Annotated in this window: 19 protein-coding genes and 1 tRNA gene; 3 read left to right on the forward strand and 17 right to left on the reverse strand. The window is 40.1% G+C overall.

From position 1 onward, the window contains the following. Positions 1 to 17: 17 nt before the first annotated feature. The 7 genes from bamJ to CWC04_RS08295 form a co-directional block, all read right to left on the reverse strand. Positions 18 to 638 (reverse strand): BamJ family beta-barrel-assembly machinery protein, encoded by a 621-nt coding sequence (gene bamJ, locus CWC04_RS08265; protein WP_004587856.1) that lies wholly within the window; start codon positions 636 to 638, stop codon positions 18 to 20. Between the two features lie 69 nt (positions 639 to 707). Further along, a complete protein-coding gene (locus CWC04_RS08270; protein ID WP_029772511.1) occupies positions 708 to 1,094 on the reverse strand; it encodes a hypothetical protein in 387 nt (128 codons plus the stop codon). A 53-nt stretch (positions 1,095 to 1,147) separates the two neighbouring features. Next, positions 1,148 to 1,238: transfer RNA gene (locus tag CWC04_RS08275), tRNA-Ser, on the reverse strand. Between the two features lie 127 nt (positions 1,239 to 1,365). Further along, a complete protein-coding gene (locus tag CWC04_RS08280; protein WP_024034084.1) occupies positions 1,366 to 1,743 on the reverse strand; it encodes a hypothetical protein in 378 nt (125 codons plus the stop codon). A gap of 204 nt (positions 1,744 to 1,947) precedes the next feature. After that, positions 1,948 to 2,496 (reverse strand): NAD(P)H nitroreductase, encoded by a 549-nt coding sequence (locus tag CWC04_RS08285; RefSeq protein ID WP_004587853.1) that lies wholly within the window; start codon positions 2,494 to 2,496, stop codon positions 1,948 to 1,950. A 242-nt stretch (positions 2,497 to 2,738) separates the two neighbouring features. Then, complete coding sequence (locus CWC04_RS08290) at positions 2,739 to 3,422, reverse strand: HvfX family Cu-binding RiPP maturation protein (protein ID WP_138685123.1); 684 nt, start codon at positions 3,420 to 3,422, stop codon at positions 2,739 to 2,741. 90 nt (positions 3,423 to 3,512) lie between these two features. After that, positions 3,513 to 5,474, reverse strand: a complete 1,962-nt coding sequence (locus tag CWC04_RS08295; RefSeq protein WP_138685124.1) for an oxidoreductase — start codon at positions 5,472 to 5,474, stop codon at positions 3,513 to 3,515. 219 nt (positions 5,475 to 5,693) lie between these two features. Here CWC04_RS08295 and sppA point away from each other — a divergent pair, with 219 nt between their 5' ends. Next, the gene (gene sppA, locus CWC04_RS08300) at positions 5,694 to 7,559 is read left to right on the forward strand and encodes a signal peptide peptidase SppA (RefSeq protein WP_138685125.1); all 1,866 of its coding nucleotides are present in this window, start codon (positions 5,694 to 5,696) and stop codon (positions 7,557 to 7,559) included. Between the two features lie 82 nt (positions 7,560 to 7,641). Then, positions 7,642 to 8,652 carry an asparaginase gene (ansA, locus tag CWC04_RS08305; RefSeq protein WP_024034079.1) on the forward strand — a complete coding sequence of 337 codons (1,011 nt, stop codon included), beginning with the start codon at positions 7,642 to 7,644 and terminating at the stop codon, positions 8,650 to 8,652. A gap of 66 nt (positions 8,653 to 8,718) precedes the next feature. Here the strand turns inward: ansA and gnd are convergent, their stop codons facing one another. Continuing rightward, positions 8,719 to 10,092 (reverse strand): NADP-dependent phosphogluconate dehydrogenase, encoded by a 1,374-nt coding sequence (gene gnd / locus CWC04_RS08310; RefSeq protein ID WP_024034078.1) that lies wholly within the window; start codon positions 10,090 to 10,092, stop codon positions 8,719 to 8,721. A gap of 384 nt (positions 10,093 to 10,476) precedes the next feature. On the opposite strand from gnd, the gene pyk reads away from it, so the two are divergent. Then, entirely contained in the window at positions 10,477 to 11,913 is a 1,437-nt protein-coding gene (gene pyk / locus CWC04_RS08315; protein WP_004587847.1) for a pyruvate kinase, read from the forward strand. 62 nt (positions 11,914 to 11,975) lie between these two features. On the opposite strand, the gene CWC04_RS08320 is transcribed toward pyk, so the two are convergent. The 9 genes from CWC04_RS08320 to infC form a co-directional block, all read right to left on the reverse strand. After that, complete coding sequence (locus CWC04_RS08320) at positions 11,976 to 12,800, reverse strand: LytR/AlgR family response regulator transcription factor (RefSeq protein ID WP_138685126.1); 825 nt, start codon at positions 12,798 to 12,800, stop codon at positions 11,976 to 11,978. Next, on the reverse strand, positions 12,797 to 13,870 hold the full coding sequence (locus CWC04_RS08325) for a sensor histidine kinase (protein WP_024034075.1): 1,074 nt from the start codon (positions 13,868 to 13,870) through the stop codon (positions 12,797 to 12,799). The genes CWC04_RS08320 and CWC04_RS08325 overlap by 4 nt, the downstream gene beginning before the upstream one ends. Positions 13,871 to 14,099: 229 nt before the next feature. Then, a complete protein-coding gene (locus tag CWC04_RS08330) occupies positions 14,100 to 15,656 on the reverse strand; it encodes a SulP family inorganic anion transporter (RefSeq protein WP_004587844.1) in 1,557 nt (518 codons plus the stop codon). 129 nt (positions 15,657 to 15,785) lie between these two features. Further along, a complete protein-coding gene (locus CWC04_RS08335) occupies positions 15,786 to 16,244 on the reverse strand; it encodes an Lrp/AsnC family transcriptional regulator (protein WP_002960703.1) in 459 nt (152 codons plus the stop codon). 90 nt (positions 16,245 to 16,334) lie between these two features. Further along, the gene (locus CWC04_RS08340) at positions 16,335 to 16,976 is read right to left on the reverse strand and encodes an MBL fold metallo-hydrolase (protein WP_138685127.1); all 642 of its coding nucleotides are present in this window, start codon (positions 16,974 to 16,976) and stop codon (positions 16,335 to 16,337) included. A 1-nt stretch (position 16,977) separates the two neighbouring features. After that, positions 16,978 to 18,795: a M14 family metallopeptidase gene (locus tag CWC04_RS08345; protein ID WP_138685128.1), complete on the reverse strand. Its 1,818-nt coding sequence runs from the start codon at positions 18,793 to 18,795 to the stop codon at positions 16,978 to 16,980. Between the two features lie 421 nt (positions 18,796 to 19,216). Beyond that, entirely contained in the window at positions 19,217 to 19,579 is a 363-nt protein-coding gene (gene rplT / locus CWC04_RS08350) for a 50S ribosomal protein L20 (RefSeq protein ID WP_004587841.1), read from the reverse strand. A 15-nt stretch (positions 19,580 to 19,594) separates the two neighbouring features. Then, positions 19,595 to 19,795, reverse strand: a complete 201-nt coding sequence (rpmI, locus tag CWC04_RS08355; RefSeq protein WP_004587840.1) for a 50S ribosomal protein L35 — start codon at positions 19,793 to 19,795, stop codon at positions 19,595 to 19,597. Positions 19,796 to 20,006: 211 nt separating this feature from the next. Then, a complete protein-coding gene (gene infC / locus CWC04_RS08360; RefSeq protein WP_024034072.1) occupies positions 20,007 to 20,567 on the reverse strand; it encodes a translation initiation factor IF-3 in 561 nt (186 codons plus the stop codon). Positions 20,568 to 20,611: the final 44 nt, after the last annotated feature.

Raw genomic sequence — 20,611 nt, forward strand, 5'->3', positions numbered from 1 at the left:
CTGACTTAATAACTAAATCAAGAAAGGATTTCGTGTAGCTCAACGTCAAATACAAGCGTTGAGAAAGGTGCAATTGCAGCACCTGCGCCACGTTCACCATAAGCAAGCTCATGAGGAACGTAAATACGCCATTTAGTGCCTACTGGCATCATTTGTAAAGCTTCAGTCCAGCCTTTGATCACGCCACCTACTGGGAATTCAGCTGGTTGACCGCGCTCGTAAGAGCTATCAAATACTGTACCGTTAATTAATGTACCGTGGTAATCAACACGTACTGTAGACTCAGCAGTTGGCTTTTCGCCTTCGCCTGTTGCTAGTACTTCGTATTGTAAACCAGACTCGGTAACAGTGATTTCAGGACGCTTAGCGTTTTCTTCTAAGAATGCAATACCTTCAGCAGAAAGTACTTTTGCTTCTTCTTCACGACGCGCTTGGATCTCTTCGTTAATTTTTTCAAATGCAGCTTGGATCTCAGGGATCTCAACTTGAAAAGCGCTACCAGCGTACGCATCTTTCATGCCTTCAAATACTGAATTTAGGTTTAAGCCTTCAAAAGGGTTAGACTTAAGTTGCTCACCCATTTGTAAGCCAATACCGTAACTTGCTTTTTCAGCATCTGTAGTAAAATTATCTGACATAATGTGTTTTTCACGTTTTGTTAGTTAAAAGACGCGTACATGCTAACATAAAATAAAACCGGTTTGGCGCTAGTTTTTACTGTGTTTTACCTTAATTTTGCCAACTATGTAGCTACAAAGGGGTAAACTGAATAAAAATCCAACAAGCAATGGCCACGCTAGTAAACCGCCACTGCCAAACAGCACCAATGGCACTAATACTAAACCAACTAAAGCAATAAAAGCTGCGCCAATAACAGGCCAATGCGTATCGTATTTAGTAATAAGATGCGCAGTTAATACGTTGAAGCCAATACCATACACAAAGGCGGTGATAAGCGTTGCGTCTGGTTGTGCATCTGCTGCCATTTTTATTAATAAATTAATCGCGCTTTGATAACAGTAGCCAAATACAATCCACAGTAGTACATGCTTTACTAAGCGTTGCGATGTTGTAAGGTTTGCTTCTTTTGACATTTATTAAACTCCACAAAGCAAAAAACCGCCCATAAGGCGGTTTTTTTAAATAATGGTGGAGAGATAGGGATTTGAACCCTAGATAGGCTACAAACCTATGCCGGTTTTCAAGACCGGTGCATTCGACCACTCTGCCATCTCTCCGTACGGCGCGAATAATAGGGGGTATTGAGCAACTTGTAAAGACCTAAATGTAAATAATTAGCTAAAAACAACGTTTGGTTCAAAAAACCACCACAAATAGCTAAAAAGCTACATTGCTCATTGCCCATTAATAATATTGCTTTGGCCTGCGTGCAATCCACGAACAAATTAAGCACAGTAATAAACTAAGTGCTAAAAATGTAACGCTTTGAAATATTAAATCAAAACGGTTTAAATCATCACTTGGTACTACCACAAATAAAAATGCAGGTAATACACTAAGCAATAACACATAAAAACAAATTTTAAAGGCCCGACCAAAATCAAACCTTTTAGACTGCTGCATCCACCAGGTTAATAAAACAAGCATTCCCATAGCAGAGCCAGCTATAAAATGTGCAGTATTCGTGCTCATTGCCACATAAAGTGTAATAAAAGCACCCACTATTCCCCAAATTGACCATGCCAGCCAATTCTCTTTTTCTTGTAAAAATAAATTTCCCATCGTTTTCGTCTTCTTTATCGTTATTTTTATTAAGACTTTCCATACTTTAACAAAAAACAACCGATTAAAAAACAAACTGAAGAAGAAAAAGTTAACCTATATTGCTTCCGTGCGCTTCTCACAGCTAAATCAAAAAAGGACGAGCCTAACAGTAGCAACCTTAATGCTATATGACTGCGCAAAACTGCAATAGTTCATTATTTATTATAAATAAGTGAAGTAATCATCTGGTTTGTGCTTAGCTGCCTTTTTACACTCAATCTCTGGGGTGCCTAAATATAAATACCCAACAATTTCATCTTGTTCGTCTAAATTAAGGGCATTTTTTACCGCTGTGCTTTGTGCAAAATACCCTGTACGCCATACACCACCTAAACCTTGTGCAAATGCGGCTTGTTGCATGGCAAGTACACTGCAACCGGCGCTTTGTACTTGCTCAATACGCGGCACTTTTGGATGGGCTTGATACTTAGCAATAGCAATAATGATCATCGGTGCGCGCAGCACAAGCTCTTTTGCGCGTTTAATCACTTTTTCTTCTTGCTGCTCAGCAACTGCGCTTTGATGGTATATCTCACCTAATTTATGGCGGGCATCACCTTGAACGACAATAAACTGCCAAGGCGCAATACATCCGTGATCAGGCACCCGTAACGCGGCTTGCTTTATTATATCGAGCTGCTCTGAATTTGGCCCTGGGGCGGTTAATTTAGCGTCAGATTGGCGGGTTAGTAAAAGCTCAATAGCATCCATAGCGTACTCTCATAATTCAAAACGTTAGAGTACCATTTATGCCTTTAAAAAATAAACTCTGCGTAATTATCAATTTTATTAAAACCCTACTTATTCTCTCGTATTACAGCGCCATTACTGCGTAAACAATATTCATATACCACTGTATAAATCCGAGAGAGGCGCGATGCGTTTAACACACGTTACAAACAAAAAGGGCGTATAAAAAATATTTATACGCCCTTTTTAAACCAATTTGTTTGCTACTCTTTTACTACTGCACGCCTGAGCCAATAATCAACACTAACAAAGCGACCGCCACCTACAAAAAACAAGCTAAGTAACATGGCAAAATAAATAGCAGAAAATTCAATACCGTTACTTATTATGGAAGGTTTACCTTTTTCATATAAGTAATCAGTAAATCCGTGCTCTTCAACTATGCCCCTAATTTTACCTATACGTTCTTGTACTTCTAGTGAGTTTTCAAGGCTTTCTTTAGCCCCAGGAATTGATAACCAATCAAGTACTTGAGCCGAACTGGTTGTAGGGTTTGATGGCGCTATAGCAAACCAACCATTATGCCAATGCACTGTTGTTGCTGCCACAACCATTGTAAACATCAGCGGAATGCTTACTAAGCGGGTAAATAGCCCAAAGAGTAAAAACCACCCGCCTAAAAATTCACTCCAGCCTGCTAAAAAGGCAAGTAAGTCTGGAAATGGTAAACCTAAACCCCATTCACTATTGCCAAACCATTGTACAACGCTGGCATCAGCAAGAAAATAGCTAAAAAAGCCGTCGGTTTCTCCACTTAGGGCTAATTTATTAAAGCCCGCAATAATCATTACGGGGGCTAAAATTAAGCGAAAAAGTAACGCAGGTAATCCGTCGGCATACGATAGATTACCCATGATTTTATTATACAAACGAAATAATTTACTCATGTGTGGCCTGCTTTGTCAGTGTTTTAAGTTATGGACTCTATACACACAAGACCTGAGGGTACTGTAAATTATTTCATTTTATTAACACTGTTAAATGGCTCTGGCCACTTGAAGCGCTTCAAAAATTGCACGCTTTGCATCAATTGCTGCTGCTAATTTAGCGCCACCAATAACATGTACCTTTGCATTTTCGCGGTGTTGCTCAAGCACTTCATTATTAGAAACCTGCCCTATACACGCAATAACCGTATCAACCGGTAGTACTTGTTTTTCTCCGGCAACAGTAACTGTAAGGCCGTTATTATCAAAACTATGGTACTGGCAATCAGCAATTTGTTTAACGCCATGTTGCTTAGCGACTTGACGATGTATCCAGCCTGTAGTTTTACCAAGCCCGCTACCAAAGCGCCCTGCACTGCGTTTTAGCATGTATAATTGTCGCTCATCTTTGTGCGGCTCTGCCTCGCACTCAATACCCCACTGCTTTTTAAACTCAGGAATAGATTGCGATTTGTGCTCACTTAAAAAAGCAACCATATCAAAGCCAATACCGCCGGCACCTAAAATGGCTATTGATTTGCCCAGTTCGACCTCACCGCGTATAACTTCATCATAAGCAAATACACGCTTAGAGTCTGCGCATTCAATTGCAGCTTCACGCGGGCGTACACCTGTGGCAAATACGATGTCATCGTATTTTTGTAACATTGCATCATCGTAGGCTTTACCAAGCTCTACATTTACGTTGAGCCTTTCAAGTTCATTAGTAAAGTAGCTAAGCGTATGATTAAAGTCTTCTTTACCTGGAATTTGCATGGCTAGATTAAATTGGCCACCCATTTGTGTTTTTTGATCGATAAGCGTTACTGTATGCCCTTTTTCAGCCAAATAACAACTTGCCGAAAGCCCAGCAGGGCCCGCGCCAACAACTAATACATTTTTAGCTTTAGAAGCTTTATCTAACGGGTAATCAAGTTCAAAGGCGGCTTGTGGGTTAACTAAACAGGTTGCACGTTTATTTTTAAATACGTGGTCTAAACAGCCTTGGTTACAGCCAATACAAATATTTATTTGTTTAGTTTGCTGATTTTGATATTTGTTAAAAAACTCCGGATCGGCTAATAAAGGGCGCGCCATTGAAATTAAATCGGCTTCATTATCATTAAGGATTTGGTTGGCTATATCCGGCGTGTTGATACGGTTTACAGCTATAACAGGTACATTCACCACTGACTTTAATCGTTTTGAAGCTTCTTTAAATGCTCCAGGAGGCACCATACTGGCGATTGTTGGCACGCGTGCTTCATGCCACCCAATGCCAGTATTAAAAATATCAACACCGGCCTGCTCAAGTGCTTTTGCCTGAATAGTGACTTCATCAGGGGTTGAGCCATTCGGGATTAGGTCCATAACAGATAATCTAAAAATAATTAAAAACGTATCAGATACTTTAGCTCTAACGGCTTTAACTATTTCAAGCGCTAATCGCATTCTATTTTCTAGGCTGCCACCAAATTCGTCATCGCGCTTATTGGTGTGTGGCGCCATAAATTCATTAATTAAATAACCTTCAGAGCCCATTACTTCAACACCATCGTAACCTGCTTTTTCTGCCATATAGGCAGAGTGCGCAAAGTCTTTAATGGTTTTTTTAATCGAGCCTAACGACATTTGTTTAGGTTTGTATGGATTTATAGGCGCTTGAATAGCGCTCGGGGCTTGGTTAAACGGATGATAAGCGTATCGACCAGCATGTAAAAGCTGCAAACATATTTTTCCGCCATGTTTATGAACGGCGCCTGTGTATGCACGGTGTTTAAATACATCATAATAACTGTTAAATGATGAAGAAATAGGCGTTAATTTACCACGCAAGTTAGGGCTGTATCCCCCGGTAATGATCATGGCCGTGCCGCCTTTAGCACGCGCCTCGTAAAAAGCGCTTAACCTTTTGCGGTTGTGCCAGCCCTCTTCAAGGCCTGTATGCATTGAACCCATTACCAAGCGGTTTCGTAATTGTGTGTGTTTTAATTGTAATTGTTGTTCTAACATCCTGTGCCCCGTTAACTGGTCTAACCTGTATACATTAGCTAATTCTGCTTTAATGGCAAGTAATAAGCAATATGTGCCTGCATTTAATTAAAAATACGATTAAAAACGTATATTTATGTAACCTCATAAACACTTCGTTACGATTTAGCAGTTAAAATTATTTTTATTCTAGGCTAAGATGAAACTAATGTATTAGCTGTACCAAATTAAGGAGCTATTTTGATAGCAAAGGTATTTAGAGGTATTTGGGCTGGAATAAACTTTTCTCGTCGTTTAATACTCAACATTTTGTTTTTATTACTGGTTGTTGTATTTTTTATGTCGCTATCAAGCGATGACGATACAATAATAATAGAAGATGGCTCTGTACTTAGGCTTAATCTTAATGGGCCTATTGTGGAAGAAAAAACATATATAGACCCTGTCGAAGCAGCTATTAACGATGCTACGTCTAATTCAGAAGCACCTAGTGAAATTTTACTTGATGATGTAGTCAAAGTGATTGATGAAGCCACTAATGACGAGCGCATCAGCGTTATCTTACTAGATTTGCAAGAAATGCCGAAAGCCCACCTAAATAAGCTAAAGCGTATTACTAAATCGTTAGATGCCTTTAAGCAAGCGGGTAAAAAAGTGATTGCATCGGGCTACTATTACACTCAATCGCAATATTATATTGCATCGCATGCCGATGAAATTGCAATGCATCCTTATGGTTCGGTAGCCATTGAAGGCTATGGAATGTATCCACTTTACTTTAAAGAAGCACTAGAAAAACTTAAAGTAACGCAGCATATTTTCCGTGTCGGTACGTTTAAATCGGCGGTAGAGCCGTTTATTCGTAACGATATGTCTGATGCTGCTAAAGAAGCAAACCGTGTTTGGCTTGGTGCATTATGGAGCGAATATAAGCAAGATGTTGCTGCAGTTCGCCCTTTTGATGAATCTAACTTTGACGAAACCATGGATGCTTACCTTGCTAAAATGAAGGCTGCAAATGGCGATGCAGGTAAATATGCACTTGACCATCAATGGGTCGACTCGCTTAAAACAACTCAGCAAATTCGCCAACAACTCATTGATTTAGTTGGCGCACAAGAAGACGGTAAAACATTTAAGCAAGTGTCTTTTCGTGAATACTTAAGCTTAGTTAAGCCCCCTATCGAATTTGATAACCCAATTACAGAAAAAGTTGCTGTAGTTGTTGCTAAAGGTACGATTGTTGATGGTGAGCGCAAAGCAGGTGAAATTGGCGGCGACTCTACCGCAGCATTACTTCGCAAAGCACGCCTTGATGATAAAGTAAAAGCGGTTGTTTTACGTATTGATTCAGGTGGCGGCAGCATGTTTGCCTCTGAGGTTATTCGCGCTGAAGTATTAGCACTTAAAGCCGCAGGCAAACCTGTAATCGCATCGATGAGCTCAGTTGCCGCATCTGGCGGTTATTGGATTGCCTCAGCAGCTAACGAAATTTGGGCAGCACCAAGTACTATCACCGGCTCTATTGGTGTGTTTGGTACATTTATGACTTTTGAAGATACTTTATCTGAAATTGGTGTGTACTCAGATGGTGTTGCAACGTCAGAAATGGCTGGATTTTCTATTACTCGCCCGCTTAATGAAAAAATGGCGCAAGTTATTCAAATGAGTGTTGAAGAAGCTTATAGCCGCTTTATAGATGTTGTTGCTGATGCGCGCAATATGACACCAGAGCAAGTTGATAAAATTGCACAAGGGCGTGTGTGGATTGCTTCACAAGCACAAGAGCTTGGCCTAGTTGATAAGCTTGGTGATAAACAAGATGCGATTGATGCTGCAGCGGCGCTTGCCAAACTTAATCACTACGAAGTGAAAACAATTAAGCAAGACCTAAGCCCGCAAGAAAAAATGCTGCAAGATATTTTTGGCAGTGCATCCGTTAAATCTATGCTTGGCTTAAATACAAATACAGCCTCTGTTTTAGCCACTCAAGCTAATATTAATACGGTGATAAAGCGCCTAAGTAGTGAAGTAGCTGAACTAAAAGATTATAACGATCCGCAGGGTGTATACGCACGTTGTTTAGAGTGTAGCGTTGCACAATAAAAGTGCACGTATTTACTCAAGCAGCTGTATTTAAAACAACTTAACGTTATACTAAGCCCAGTTTTTTTACTGGGCTTTTTTTATGAAACGTAAACGCATTTATATCGCATACACTGGCGGTACCATAGGTATGAAAAAATCGAGCCGTGGCTACATTCCGGCTGAAGGTTTTTTAACAGAAACAGTGGTCAATAACGCAGAATTTAACCGTGAAGAAATGCCCCTTTTTGATATTCACGAGTACTGCCCTTTAATCGATTCATCAGATATGTCGCCAGCGCATTGGCAACTAATAGCTGATGACATTAAAAGCAAATACCACGATTACGATGGTTTTGTGGTACTTCATGGCACCGATACAATGGCTTACACAGCCTCTGCCCTGTCGTTCATGTTCGAAAACTTAACTAAACCCGTTATTGTTACTGGCTCACAAATTCCTTTATCGCAATTACGCTCTGACGGCCAAGTTAACTTATTAAACGCCATGTTTTTAGCGGCTAATTACCCTATTGCTGAAGTGAGCTTATTTTTTAATAACCAATTATTTAGAGGTAACCGAGCCACGAAAGCACATGCCGATGGTTTTAATGCTTTTGCATCTCCTAACCTAGAGCCTTTAGCGTTATCTGGAATTAATATTCAGCTAATTAAAGGTCAGCTAAGCCCTTATGTAGAAAACGAACTACAGGTAACCACCATTACACCTCAGCCAATTGGTGTACTTTATTTATACCCAGGCATTAGTAAAGACGTGGTTAAAAGTTTGGTGAATGACAATATAAAAGCACTAGTATTGCTTAGCTTTGGCGTAGGTAATGCCCCACAAGACCCCGACTTTTTAGACGTGCTAAGTGAGGCAAGTAAACGCGGCATGGTTATTGTTAATTTAACGCAGTGTTTAAAAGGCCATGTAAATATGGGCGGTTACGCTACGGGTAACGCGTTATTAAATATTGGTGTAATAAGTGGCTACGATATGACACTAGAGGCGTGTTTAACAAAGCTGCATTATTTGTTTAGCCAAAACCTAGAAATTGAAACGATTCGCCATTTAATGCAAGACAACTTACGCGGTGAATTAAGCCGCTAATTTTAGTGACCAAAACGCAAAAGGCACGCTAAATAGCGTGCCTTTATTATTTTATAAACGCGTTAATTATCTTACTTTCGCGTCTATACCCACTAAATCAGTTAAGTGGCATACTTCACCTGAGTGAGTTTTAATACCATGCTCACCAAAGTAATCACGCTGGGCTTGTACTAAATGCCCATTACTTGGTGTGGTTAATGTGGCTAAATACGTTTGTGTTGATGCAAGTACAGGGAACGCTAAGCCAGTCATTACAGCTTGCCCAGTTACTTTGCGAAGCGCATTAGATTCATTTTCAAGCGTATCAATGTATTCAACGCCTTGCGCTACGCTATCTAGGTAGTCAGCGCGAATAATACAACCCGCACGCCATGTTTGCAGCGTTTTAGACAAGTCTACTTTCCACTGATGGGTACGAGATGCCCCTTTAATTAACGCTAAACCTTGGCGATACGCTAATAAGCTCGCCAATGTAAAGGCATCTTTTAGCTCTTCAAGGTCAATATCAACCTTGTTTGTAGCTTTAGCGGCATATGTCATTTCTTGTGCAGCGGTAGTGTCACATACATTGGTTAAGTGGCGAGCTTGCACCGCAGCAACCAGTGAAGGAACAGCAATACCTAGTTCAAGTGCATTTTGCGCAGTCCACAGGCCTGTGCCTTTTGCGCCTACTTTATTATCAATTAAATCAACAAGCGGCTCTTGCTTGGTGTTTTCAAGAGATAAAATATGGCTAGAAATAGCAAGTAAGTAGCTATTTAAGTGACCGGTAGACCAGTCATCAAAAATTTCAGCCACTTCTTTTGGTGAGCGACCTGTGCCAATACGAAGTAGTTGATACACTTCAGCAATAAGCTGCATAATTGCGTATTCAATGCCGTTGTGAACCATTTTTACAAAATGGCCACTGGCCGATTGACCAACGCGTGCAAAACACGACTCGCCATTGTAGCTAGCGGCTACTTTTTCAAACCACGGTTCGATTCGCTCCCAACCGCCTTCTGAGCCACTTGCCATCATTGCAGGACCATGACGAGCGCCTTCGGCACCGCCAGAAATACCCATGGTGGCAAATTCAAATTTGTTTTGATACTTAAGTTTACGATTAATGCCGTCTTTGTAGTTACTGTTACCACAATCTACAATCATATCGTTACACTGTACGCCAGCTTCAACAAGCTCATTACACACAGCATCAACCAGTTCGCCTGCAGGCACTAATAATAAAATAGAGCGAGGTGCTTCTAAACGCCTTACCATGTCTCCTAAATCAGAAACAATATGAAGTCTATCGGCCATGCCTTGCGATTTAGCACAACTTAATAACTCTTCACCCGCATGTGGGTTTTTATCATATGCGACTAACGTTATGCCTTTTTCAATCATGTTTAAGGCAATATTTTTGCCCATAACGCCTAACCCGACTAATGCAACTTGCATTTAGTGTCCTCCTCGGTAACAACTATTTGGTTAGTAAACTAAGTAATTCATTAAATAATACCGCGTGCATTATACTCATACCGTCATAAAATGCGAACGTTGAGCTAACACAGCATGCTTTTTTATTACGCTATTAAAAAGCACTGCAATTGTATCAAATATAAGGGCTGTGCGGTTACAAATACTCTGCGTATTTTGAATTTAAGATCATTGACGGATTTTGACACCGGTGTCATAATGATGACATATTCGTTTTGTATAAAATAGTGGCAATACTAACTAGTTTGCCTATAACTAAAAATGTTTATACATAAGTTATAAGTATTTTGAAGTCACAAAATAACCGTCAACCTGCTTACACATCTAAGCACACAGGAGAATTTGATGCTAAGACGCACAAAAATAGTCGCTACACTTGGGCCTGCAACAGATCGAGATAACAATCTAGAAAAAATTATTCGCGCTGGCGCTAATGTAGTACGTTTAAACTTCTCACATGGTGTTGCACAAGATCATAAAGACCGTGCACAAGCTGTACGCGAGATAGCCACAAAATTAGGTAAACATGTTGCTATCCTTGCAGACCTTCAAGGTCCTAAAATTCGTGTTTCAACGTTTAAAGAAGGTAAAGTAAACCTTGAAGTAGGCGCTAAATTCACCCTAGATGCAAAAATGGAAAAAGGTGAAGGCGACGTAAACGCGGTAGGTATTGATTACAAAGAATTACCACAAGATGTAAGCCCTGGCGATTTATTACTATTAAACGATGGCCTTATTCAACTAACCGTTGAGCAAGTAGAAGGTCACTTAGTGCACTGCTCGGTTACCGTAGGTGGTGTATTATCAAATAATAAAGGCATTAACCGTTTAGGCGGTGGTTTAACAGCCCCTGCGTTTACAGAAAAAGACAAAGAAGATTTAATCACTGCCGCTGAAATAGATGTTGATTACATTGCAGTATCATTCCCACGCAGTGGCGATGATATGCGTTATGTACGCTCTTTAGCAGAAGCAGCAGGTTCTAAAGCACAACTACTTGCAAAAATTGAACGTGCAGAAGCCGTAGAAACACAAGAAGCCGTAGATGACATTGTTTTAGCATCAGACGCTGTAATGGTTGCTCGTGGCGATTTAGGTGTTGAAATTGGTGATGCTGCGCTTATGGGTAAACAAAAACTCATTATTCGTCGCGCTCGTTCATTAAACCGTACTGTTGTAACCGCAACACAAATGATGGAATCGATGATCGATAACCCAATGCCAACACGCGCAGAAGTTATGGATGTGGCAAATGCAGTACTTGATGGTACTGATGCAGTTATGCTTTCAGCAGAAACCGCTGCCGGTGATTACCCTGAAGAAACAGTCGCTACAATGGCACGTGTTTGTTTAGGTGCAGAATCGCAAAAAGAAACCCACGTATCTAAGCACCGTTTAGACAGCCGTTTTTCTAACAATGCAGAATCTATCGCGCTTTCAGCTATGTACGCTGCTAATCACTTAGATTCGGTTAAAGCCATTGTTACCTTAACTGAGTCAGGTAGCACCGCTAAACTTATGTCGCGTATCAGCTCTGGTTTACCTATTTACTCGCTTTCACGCCATGCAAGCACGCTAGGCCAAACAGCGCTTTATCGTGGTGTTTACCCTGTGTTTTTTGATTCTACAAAAACTGAAAAAGACGGAATGGTTAAAGCCGCACTTGATACCCTTGTAGCACAAGGTTCATTACACTCTGGCGATACAGTAATTATTACTCACGGTGACTCTATGGAAACTGTGGGCGCAACGAACACAATGAAAATTGTAACTGTAGCGTAATTTCTGCCTTATATAAAAAATGCGAGCTAAGCTCGCATTTTTTATGCCTGTAAAATACCAAACTAGCTGGCTAGCGCTGCTTTTACTTTATCGCGATAGCTTCGGCTTACTTTAAGCTCTTGTCCGTTTTCAAGCACTAATAAATACTCACCGCTTACTTGTGTAACCAGCTTGCTTATTTGTTTTGTATTTACAATTGCACTGCGGTGAACGCGCACAAACAAATGTGGGTCGAGCTCTTGCTCAAGCTCTTTCATTGTTTTGCGCAAAATATGTGTTTGCCCATCTTGGCAATGTAAACACATATAATCGCCGGCGGCATCAACCCACTGAATTGTCGCAACCGGGACACGAATAATTTCACCCTGCTCTTTTACCGCCAGTGATTCTGGGTAACGTTTGTCGGTTAAGGTATCGCCTGTGGCTAATTTTTTAAGTATTTCTTCACAGTTATTACCTGTAATACCGGCAACAAAACTCGCTAGTTTTTTCTTATGGGCGTTGTCTTGCTGTGTTTTTAAGTAACTATGCACTTTTTCTACCGCCTGTTTTAGTCTGTTATCGTCAACGGGTTTTAAAATGTAATCCAAAGCATGTATTTCAAATGCCTTTACTGCAAATTGATCAAATGCAGTAACAAACACAATCGCGGGTAACGCTTTAGTGCTTTCGCTTAAGGCACGGGCAACTTCAAAGCCATTCATTCCTGGCATTTGTATATCTAAAAAAACTAAGTCTATTGGGTGTTCTTTACATGCTGCTATTGCATCAGAGCCTGAACTACACAGTTTAACTACTTCTATATCAGTATATTCTTCAAGTCTTACTGCTAAGCCCTTTCTTGCTAATGGTTCATCATCAACAATGATGGTTTTAATTTTAGTCATTTCTTCACAGCCTTCTCAAACGGTACTCGCAGATTAACTTTCAATCCACTTGGCGTATTATGTGATAATACAAACGAATAATTATTTTCATAGAGCGTTTTTAATCTGTCTTTGGTATTTGCCACCCCTACCCCTTGCGCATTTACAAGTTGTCCGTCTATTAGCTCGGTACCGGGGCCATTATCACCTACTTCAAGTAGTAGCTCGTTGGCAAAAACCTGTGCTTTTATGTCTATCACACCGCCTTGTGACATATGCGCAATGGCGTATTTAATTGCGTTCTCAATTATCGGTTGCAAAATTAAGCTTGGCACAAGTGCCTCTTTTGCTTGCTCGCTTACATCTACATTTACTTTTAAGCGCTCATCAAATCTAACCCGCTCTATTTCTAAATACAGCATTAATGCGTGTAGCTCTTGCTCTAAAGGCACTTTTTTAATGGGATCGGTATTTAGTGTATAACGCAAAAAGTCGCTTAACCTTGCCACCATTAAGTTAGCATCTTTGTTTTCTTTTACCAAAACTAATGTAGAAATAGCATTAAGCGTATTAAATAAAAAATGCGGGTTAAGTTGATATCTGAGCATTTTTAATTGCGCTTCATGGGCCATTGTAGTTGCTTTAAGCGCTTTTTGTCGCTCACTTTGTAGTAGCTGGTAATACTTTATGCCAAAGTATAAGCCACTCCAACATAAAATTATGTAAACAGAGTCTAAGCCATGCTGTAAATAGTAAAACCAATCTTCTGGGCGATAACCATGGCGGTATATTTCCCATAAATTAAATTTTTGTACAATTGCCCACAATGTACCTGTAATGTAAGAGGCACCAAATACAACCACCATTAATATCCAAGGCGATGCATTCCAGGTTTTTCTGTAAATATAACGAAGTGGGACTGTCATTAAACAGCCTGCGTAGGCATTTAATAATATAACGAACACGTAAATATCACGCATTTCAAATACTTTAGAGCCGATATAATTTACAAGCGCATAACCAATCCAGCCTGCAATTTGCAATAGCCAAAAAAAGCGTTGCCTGTTATCAACTAAAGATTGCCAATTCAAAATAAAATACAACTCCGTATAAGTTAGCCAATAAGTTAAAATTACGTTAGCTAATTTAACCACTGGTTTGGTTATTATATCGATTATTACAAAGTGTTAGCAGTACCAACTGTCTTAATTTTTAAGAGCCTTACCGCAAAGTTAAGCCAATAAAAAAGCGAAAGGCTTTAACCTTTCGCTTTTAAAATGCCGATTCAATCAGCTCGTATGGGCAAAGCCACCTTATAAACTAGGCAAGTTTATCAGAGGCTACTTTATAAGTTGGGTCTTCAATTACGTTCACCTCAACTAAGTCACGCGCTTTGTGTAACAGCTGTTTACAGTCTTTACTTAAATGACGTAAGTGAAGCTGCTTACCTGCTTTAGTGTACTTATCAGCTAAGCTGTCGATGGCTTCTATGGCACTGTGATCCGCAACACGGCTGTGTTCAAATTCGATAATTACATCTTTAGGGTCGTTTTTAACATCGAATAACTCAGAAAAGTTTTTAACTGAGCCAAAAAATAACGGGCCGTGAAGCTCGTAAACTTTAGCACCTTGCTCATCAATGTAATTAGTTGTGTAGATATGTTTTGCATGATTCCAAGCAAATACCAAGGCAGAAACAATAACACCAACACACACGGCAATCGCTAAATCGGTTACTACGGTTACGCCAGATACCAATACAATTACAAAGGCATCAGACAGTGGTACACGCTTCATCATTTTAAAGCTTGCCCATTCAAACGTACCAAGTACAACCATAAACATAACACCTACAAGCGCAGCCAGTGGGATCATTTCAATTAAACTTGAAGCAAATATAATAAATGCAAGCAGCATTAGTGCAGCACTTATACCCGACAAGCGCGAGCGCCCGCCCGAATTAATGTTGATCATTGATTGCCCAATCATGGCACAGCCACCCATTGCGCCAAAAAAGCCACAGGTTACATTAGCAGCACCTTGGCCAATACACTCTTTATTTGAGTGACCACGGGTTTCGGTAATTTCATCAATCAAGCTAAGCGTTAATAACGACTCAATTAAACCAATAGCTGCTAAAATTAATGCATACGGAAAAATTATATAAAAAGTTTCTAGGGTAAATGGAACCATAGGAATGTGAAATTCAGGTAAGCCGCCAGCAATGGTAGCCGCTTCATTACCTGTCATCCCTTTTAGGAAATCAAGTACAGTGCGCGAGTCTAAATCAAGGCCTATTACTAACGCGGTTACCGTTACAATAGCCACTAAAGAAGAAGGCACTGCAGTGGTGAGCTTAGGTAAAAAGTGAATGATAGCCATGGTTAATGCAACTAAACCTAACATAATGTAAAGCGGGTTGCCCGTCATCCATTGCTGGCCACCTGCGCCATCTGGTACTTTAAACTGCCCTAGTTGCGCTAAAAATATTACTATCGCTAATCCATTTACAAAGCCGAGCATAACTGGGTGGGGGACCATGCGAATAAACTTACCGAGCTTAAATATTCCCGCGAGTATTTGCAGTATTCCCATCAGCAACACCGTGGCAAATAAATACTCAACACCGTGATCAAGTACCAAACTTACCATTACAACAGCTAATGCACCGGTTGCGCCCGAAATCATACCAGGGCGGCCACCAAAAATAGCCGTAATTAAACCAACGATAAACGCGGCGTAGAGACCAACTAAAGGTTCGACATTTGCTACAAAAGCAAACGCAACAGCTTCTGGAACTAAAGCAAGTGCTACAGTTAAGCCAGATAAAATATCGTTTTTAGCAGAGCTAGGCGCTTTGCTGAGTAAGTTAAACATTGAGTTCCTCAGGGGGTTATTAGGTTAGGATCGAAAAAGCGCTAAATGTTACCAAATTAGCGCTCATTTAACAATTCGCACACACCGTTATTAGCTTTCTTAGTATAGCTTAACTTTGTGTCGTTTATTTTATAGAGGAAGAGATGTACTGCGTTTTACACATGTCATGGTTACGTTAGAGTGTACCTCTTGAACGTATTCTAAGCTGAGTAAATTGTCACGTACAAAGTGCTCATAGCCTTCTATACCTTGTGAGATTATACGCAGCATAAAGTCCATGGTGCCGGCCATTGTGTAACATTCTGTCACTTCGTCATAGCTCATAATTAGCTTTTCAAATTCAGCTAAGTTTTTCTTGCCATGATTTGATAAGCGCACATGTGCGTATACAAGCATGTCAAAACCAAGCTTTTTCTCATCTAAAAGCGCAACTTTACTTTTGATATAGCCATCTTGTTCAAGCTTTGCAATGCGTCGCCAACAAGGTGATTGAGATAAGCCTACTTTGTCTGCAATTTCAGCAGTTGAAAGACTTGCGTCCTGTTGTAAAAGTGCCAAAATTTGGCGATCTACGTGATTTAGAGACATTTTATTTCTTATTTATCTAATAAACTGGTTAAATTATACAGCCAATTTAAAATTCCGTCTGCAATAATTTTGCATTTTCATGGATTTTAATTAACCAAATTGGCCACTTACAAATGGATTAGTGCGTTTTTCGTGGCCTACAGTGGTATCTTCACCATGGCCAGCTAAAATACGCGTGTTGTCATCAAGTGTTAAAATATGGCTTTTAATAGACTCAATGAGCTGCTCTGTATTGCCTTTAGGGAAATCTGTACGCCCTACAGCACCTTTAAAAATAACATCGCCAACAATAACTAATTGCTGATCAGGCTCATAAAACACAATATGACCAGGTGTGTGCCCAGGGCAATGCTTAACACTAAAGCTAAGTTTGCCAAGCGTTAATACATCATTATGATTAAGCCAAATGTCAGGGTAAAAAGCATCAATAGCTGAAAAACCAAACATTTGTGCTTGCATAGGCAGGTTATCAAACCAAAATGACTCATCTTTTTGCGGGCCAATAATTTGCACATTGTAGTGTGAGCGTAATTCATCGGCCGCACCTACGTGGTCTAAATGCCCGTGCGTAAGCCAAATAGCGCTCAGTACTAATTTGTGCTCATTAAGCGTGGCTATAATTTTTTGTGTATCACCACCTGGGTCTATCACCACAGCTTGCTTTGTTTCTGTACAGCTAATAATTCTGCAATTTTGAGAAAAAGCAGTCACGGGTATCGTAATAACGTGCATATTAAATTTCTTTATCTTTTTGATCGGGAATAACGGCTACTTGCTCATACGACATTAAAATTGGGTATTTCAAATACGCTTCGTCATAAAATGGCGTGTGTGAATATAACCAGTGCAAACGTGCATTGGCATCTTGCGCAAATGCTTTATCTTGAAGTTTTTTATCAAACTCGAGAGCAAGTTTAGGGTTGTCTTTAAGCATTTTCCTTGCGTAAGGGATTAACGCGTAGTTTTCCATGTACTCTGTTCGTTGAAAAATCGTATTAAACTCACCCCACGCAAAAAATGAATCAGGGGCTTCTGGGTGTAATAAATGAACCGCTAACTCCCCTGCTTTTTGCTGCGTATTTACTTGATACCATCCGTCTAAATTTACATTTATTGCTGGTACATAATCAAAACTTGCAGAGACTCTAAAGCGCCCTTCAAATGGGGCTTTATCAAACGAGTAATCAAGTACTTTGGCAAGCTTTAAAGGTTGCGTATTCGCGCCTTTAAGTTTGTTAACTGACACCCCATGTAACTTAAGCTTTTCTATTATATCGCTATATACAGGCGGAACAAAAAACGCTTGGGGCACATCAACAACTCGTTCAACCTCTTTTTGCCAATAAATCGGTAAGTCAGTGTAGGTATAGGCTTTACCTAAATATTTAACCTCAGTTTGCCCCGAAAGCGCACTTACACTTGATGTGTATTCTACCCCTTTAAACTCACTAATAGTGTCTGCTTGTTTAGCATAACCTCGTTTAACAATTAGTTTCTCAGGTACAAATTCTTGCTCTTTTTTAACGGCATTCGCAAGCTCATGACTGTACTGAGAAAGCGCGTTTATTGCCCCATCTAAAAATACATAGGTGCCTAATACGCGTTGTTGATAAGGTTTTAAAGAATGGTTTTCGACTAAAATTGTTGGTAATGATTTTAAATCGCCCCACCCGTTTGAAAAACGCGGTGTAGCCACCCAACCTGCAAGGCCTTTTTTAAAGTCGCGTTTATCCATAACAAATACCAATGGCCCAGGTATATGCCCTTGCTTTTGTAATGTTTCGTCAATAACCGGCTTTATATACTGATCTAATGCATCAGATATAGCAGGCGATTCGCTTGCAAATACAGGGTTATAACCATAGGTCACATCGTACTGATAATCGGCGCCATCGGTAACATGCACATCAATGTATAAGTTTGGGTTGTAATCATTAATAACCTTTAAAACACTTCTCACCTCTGGTGTATCTAACTTAGTGAAATCGCGATTAAGGTTTAGATTATTTGCATTGGTTCTAAAGCCCATTTTTTCAGGGCCGCGCTGATTTATGCGATTAAATGCGCTGCTGCGTTCATGCCCATCTACGTTTAAAATAGGAATAAAAAGTATGTTTACCTTTTTTAAAATATCACGGCGCTTACCGGTTGCAATATCGCGGAGCAACATAAACATGGCGTCTTTACCATCTATCTCACCTGCATGAATACCGGCTTGGATAAAAACGGTTGGCTTAGTGCTGTTGGCCATTTGCCCAGCTTCAAAAAAACCTTGCTCACTGGAAACCAACATTTTAATAGCGCGATTACTATTACTGTAGCCTATTATTTGAGACTGAAACTGCGTGGGATTTGCCGCTACAAGCCTATCTACAAACGCCATAGTATCGGCATAGTTTGGCGAGGCTTTGCCCTGTGATAACTCAAAATCAGTGGTTAAAGGGCCTTGCTGCTGTAATAACGAAACGCTATCACCTTGCCAAGGAATAAGAGGCGGTAAATGACTGTTATCTGCCACAATTGCAGATAAAAATAACAGGCTTGCAAACATAGTTTTCTCTAACAAACGCTTTAATAAAATAAATTATACCAAGTAAACATAGCGATATTATAAAAGTGCGGTGATTCAACAAAAAAGAAAGCCCGTTTATACCCATGCACTTAATAAAGTAATTATTAAAGTAGTTAATTTTAAGGCTGGGGAAAAGTATCGGCAGCTTAGCAAGCAATTCGTTGTTTATACCAATCCGCTTAATTAAGTGATCTATTTTGAGAATTGATAAACGTGTTAATAGCTAGGAAAAACTTCGCTACTTAGTAGTTCTAAACGAGAGTTTTTTAACGCATATAGCGACATATTTAGCCTAAAATTAATAAAGTATTATTGCGGGGGAATATTATTAGGCGAGTCTTAAATTACAGGCACAAAAAAAGGAGCCTAGGGCTCCTCTTTATTACTTATTTAAAAAAGCTTAAGCTGCCGCTAGGCCTTCTTTTGCTTTTTCAACAAGCGCTGCAAATGCAACTTGGTCGTAAACAGCGATATCTGCAAGGATCTTACGATCGATTTCTACAGAAGTCTTTTTAAGACCATTGATAAAACGGCTGTAAGACAGACCATTTTGACGTGAAGCTGCATTGATACGTGCAATCCATAATTGACGGAAAGTACGTTTCTTAGCACGACGGTCACGGTAAGCGTATTGACCCGCTTTAGTAACTGCCTGGAAAGCTACGCGGTAAACACGTGAACGTGCTCCGTAGTAACCTTTAGCTTGCTTTAAAACTTTTTTGTGACGTGCACGTGCGACAACGCCGCGTTTAACTCTTGCCATTTCTAAAAACCCCTATTAAGCGAATGGTAACATACGTGAAACTAGACCATGGTCATTTTTATGAACCATCATCTTAGGACGTAGGTGTAACTTACGCTTAGAAGTTTTCTTAGTCAGAATGTGACGAAGATGCGCTTGTTTACGCTTGAAACCGCCAGAAGCAGTTTTCTTGAAACGCTTAGCAGCGCCTCTGTGACTTTTTAGCTTATAAGCCATTGCAATAACTCCAAATGTATTGCTTAAAAATTAGTAAGCAGGCGTGAGATATATTTCTATAGCTCCACTTTTAGGCCTAACTTACTGCCATATTCCGGTGAAAACCCAGCAAAAATGCCGCAATTTTACTTTAAAACCGGTTAGCACAGGTGAATATTTGCATATTACTTGGGTACCTGAGCTAAATTCGGTGCGTATTATCGCTTAAAAATTATTTTTTAGCAACAGGCGCCATCATCATAACCATTTGGCGGCCTTCAACACGATTTGGGAAAGACTCGACTACTGCAAGTTCTTCTAAATCAGCCTTAACACGGTTTAATAATTCGATACCAATTTCTTGGTGAGCCATTTCGCGGCCACGGAAGCGGATAGTAATCTTAGCTTTATCGCCAGCTTCTAAGAACTTACGTAAGTTGCGCAGCTTAACCTGATAGTCACCTTCATCCGTGCCAGGACGGAATTTGATTTCTTTAATCTGGATTTGCTTTTGCTTCTTCTTCTGCTCTTTTAGTTCTTTGCTTTTTTCAAAGATGAACTTACCGTAGTCCATAACCTTACAAACAGGCGGCTCAGCGTTTGGGCTAATCTCTACAAGATCAACACCCGCTGCATCAGCCATAGCTTGTGCGTCTTTTAATGACTGAATTCCAGCTTGTTCGCCTTCGATGTCGATTAAACGAACTTCTTGAGCTGTAATTTCTTCGTTAATACGATTTTTTTGAGCTGTTTGTTGCCCTTTCTTGCCGCCTCTAATGGTACGTTCCTCCAAGAATATCAATAATATAAGCGTGTAGTTGGCTGTTTGTGATTGCC

The organism is Pseudoalteromonas sp. S2893, from assembly GCF_005887105.1.
Classification (GTDB): Bacteria; Pseudomonadota; Gammaproteobacteria; order Enterobacterales; family Alteromonadaceae; genus Pseudoalteromonas; species Pseudoalteromonas atlantica.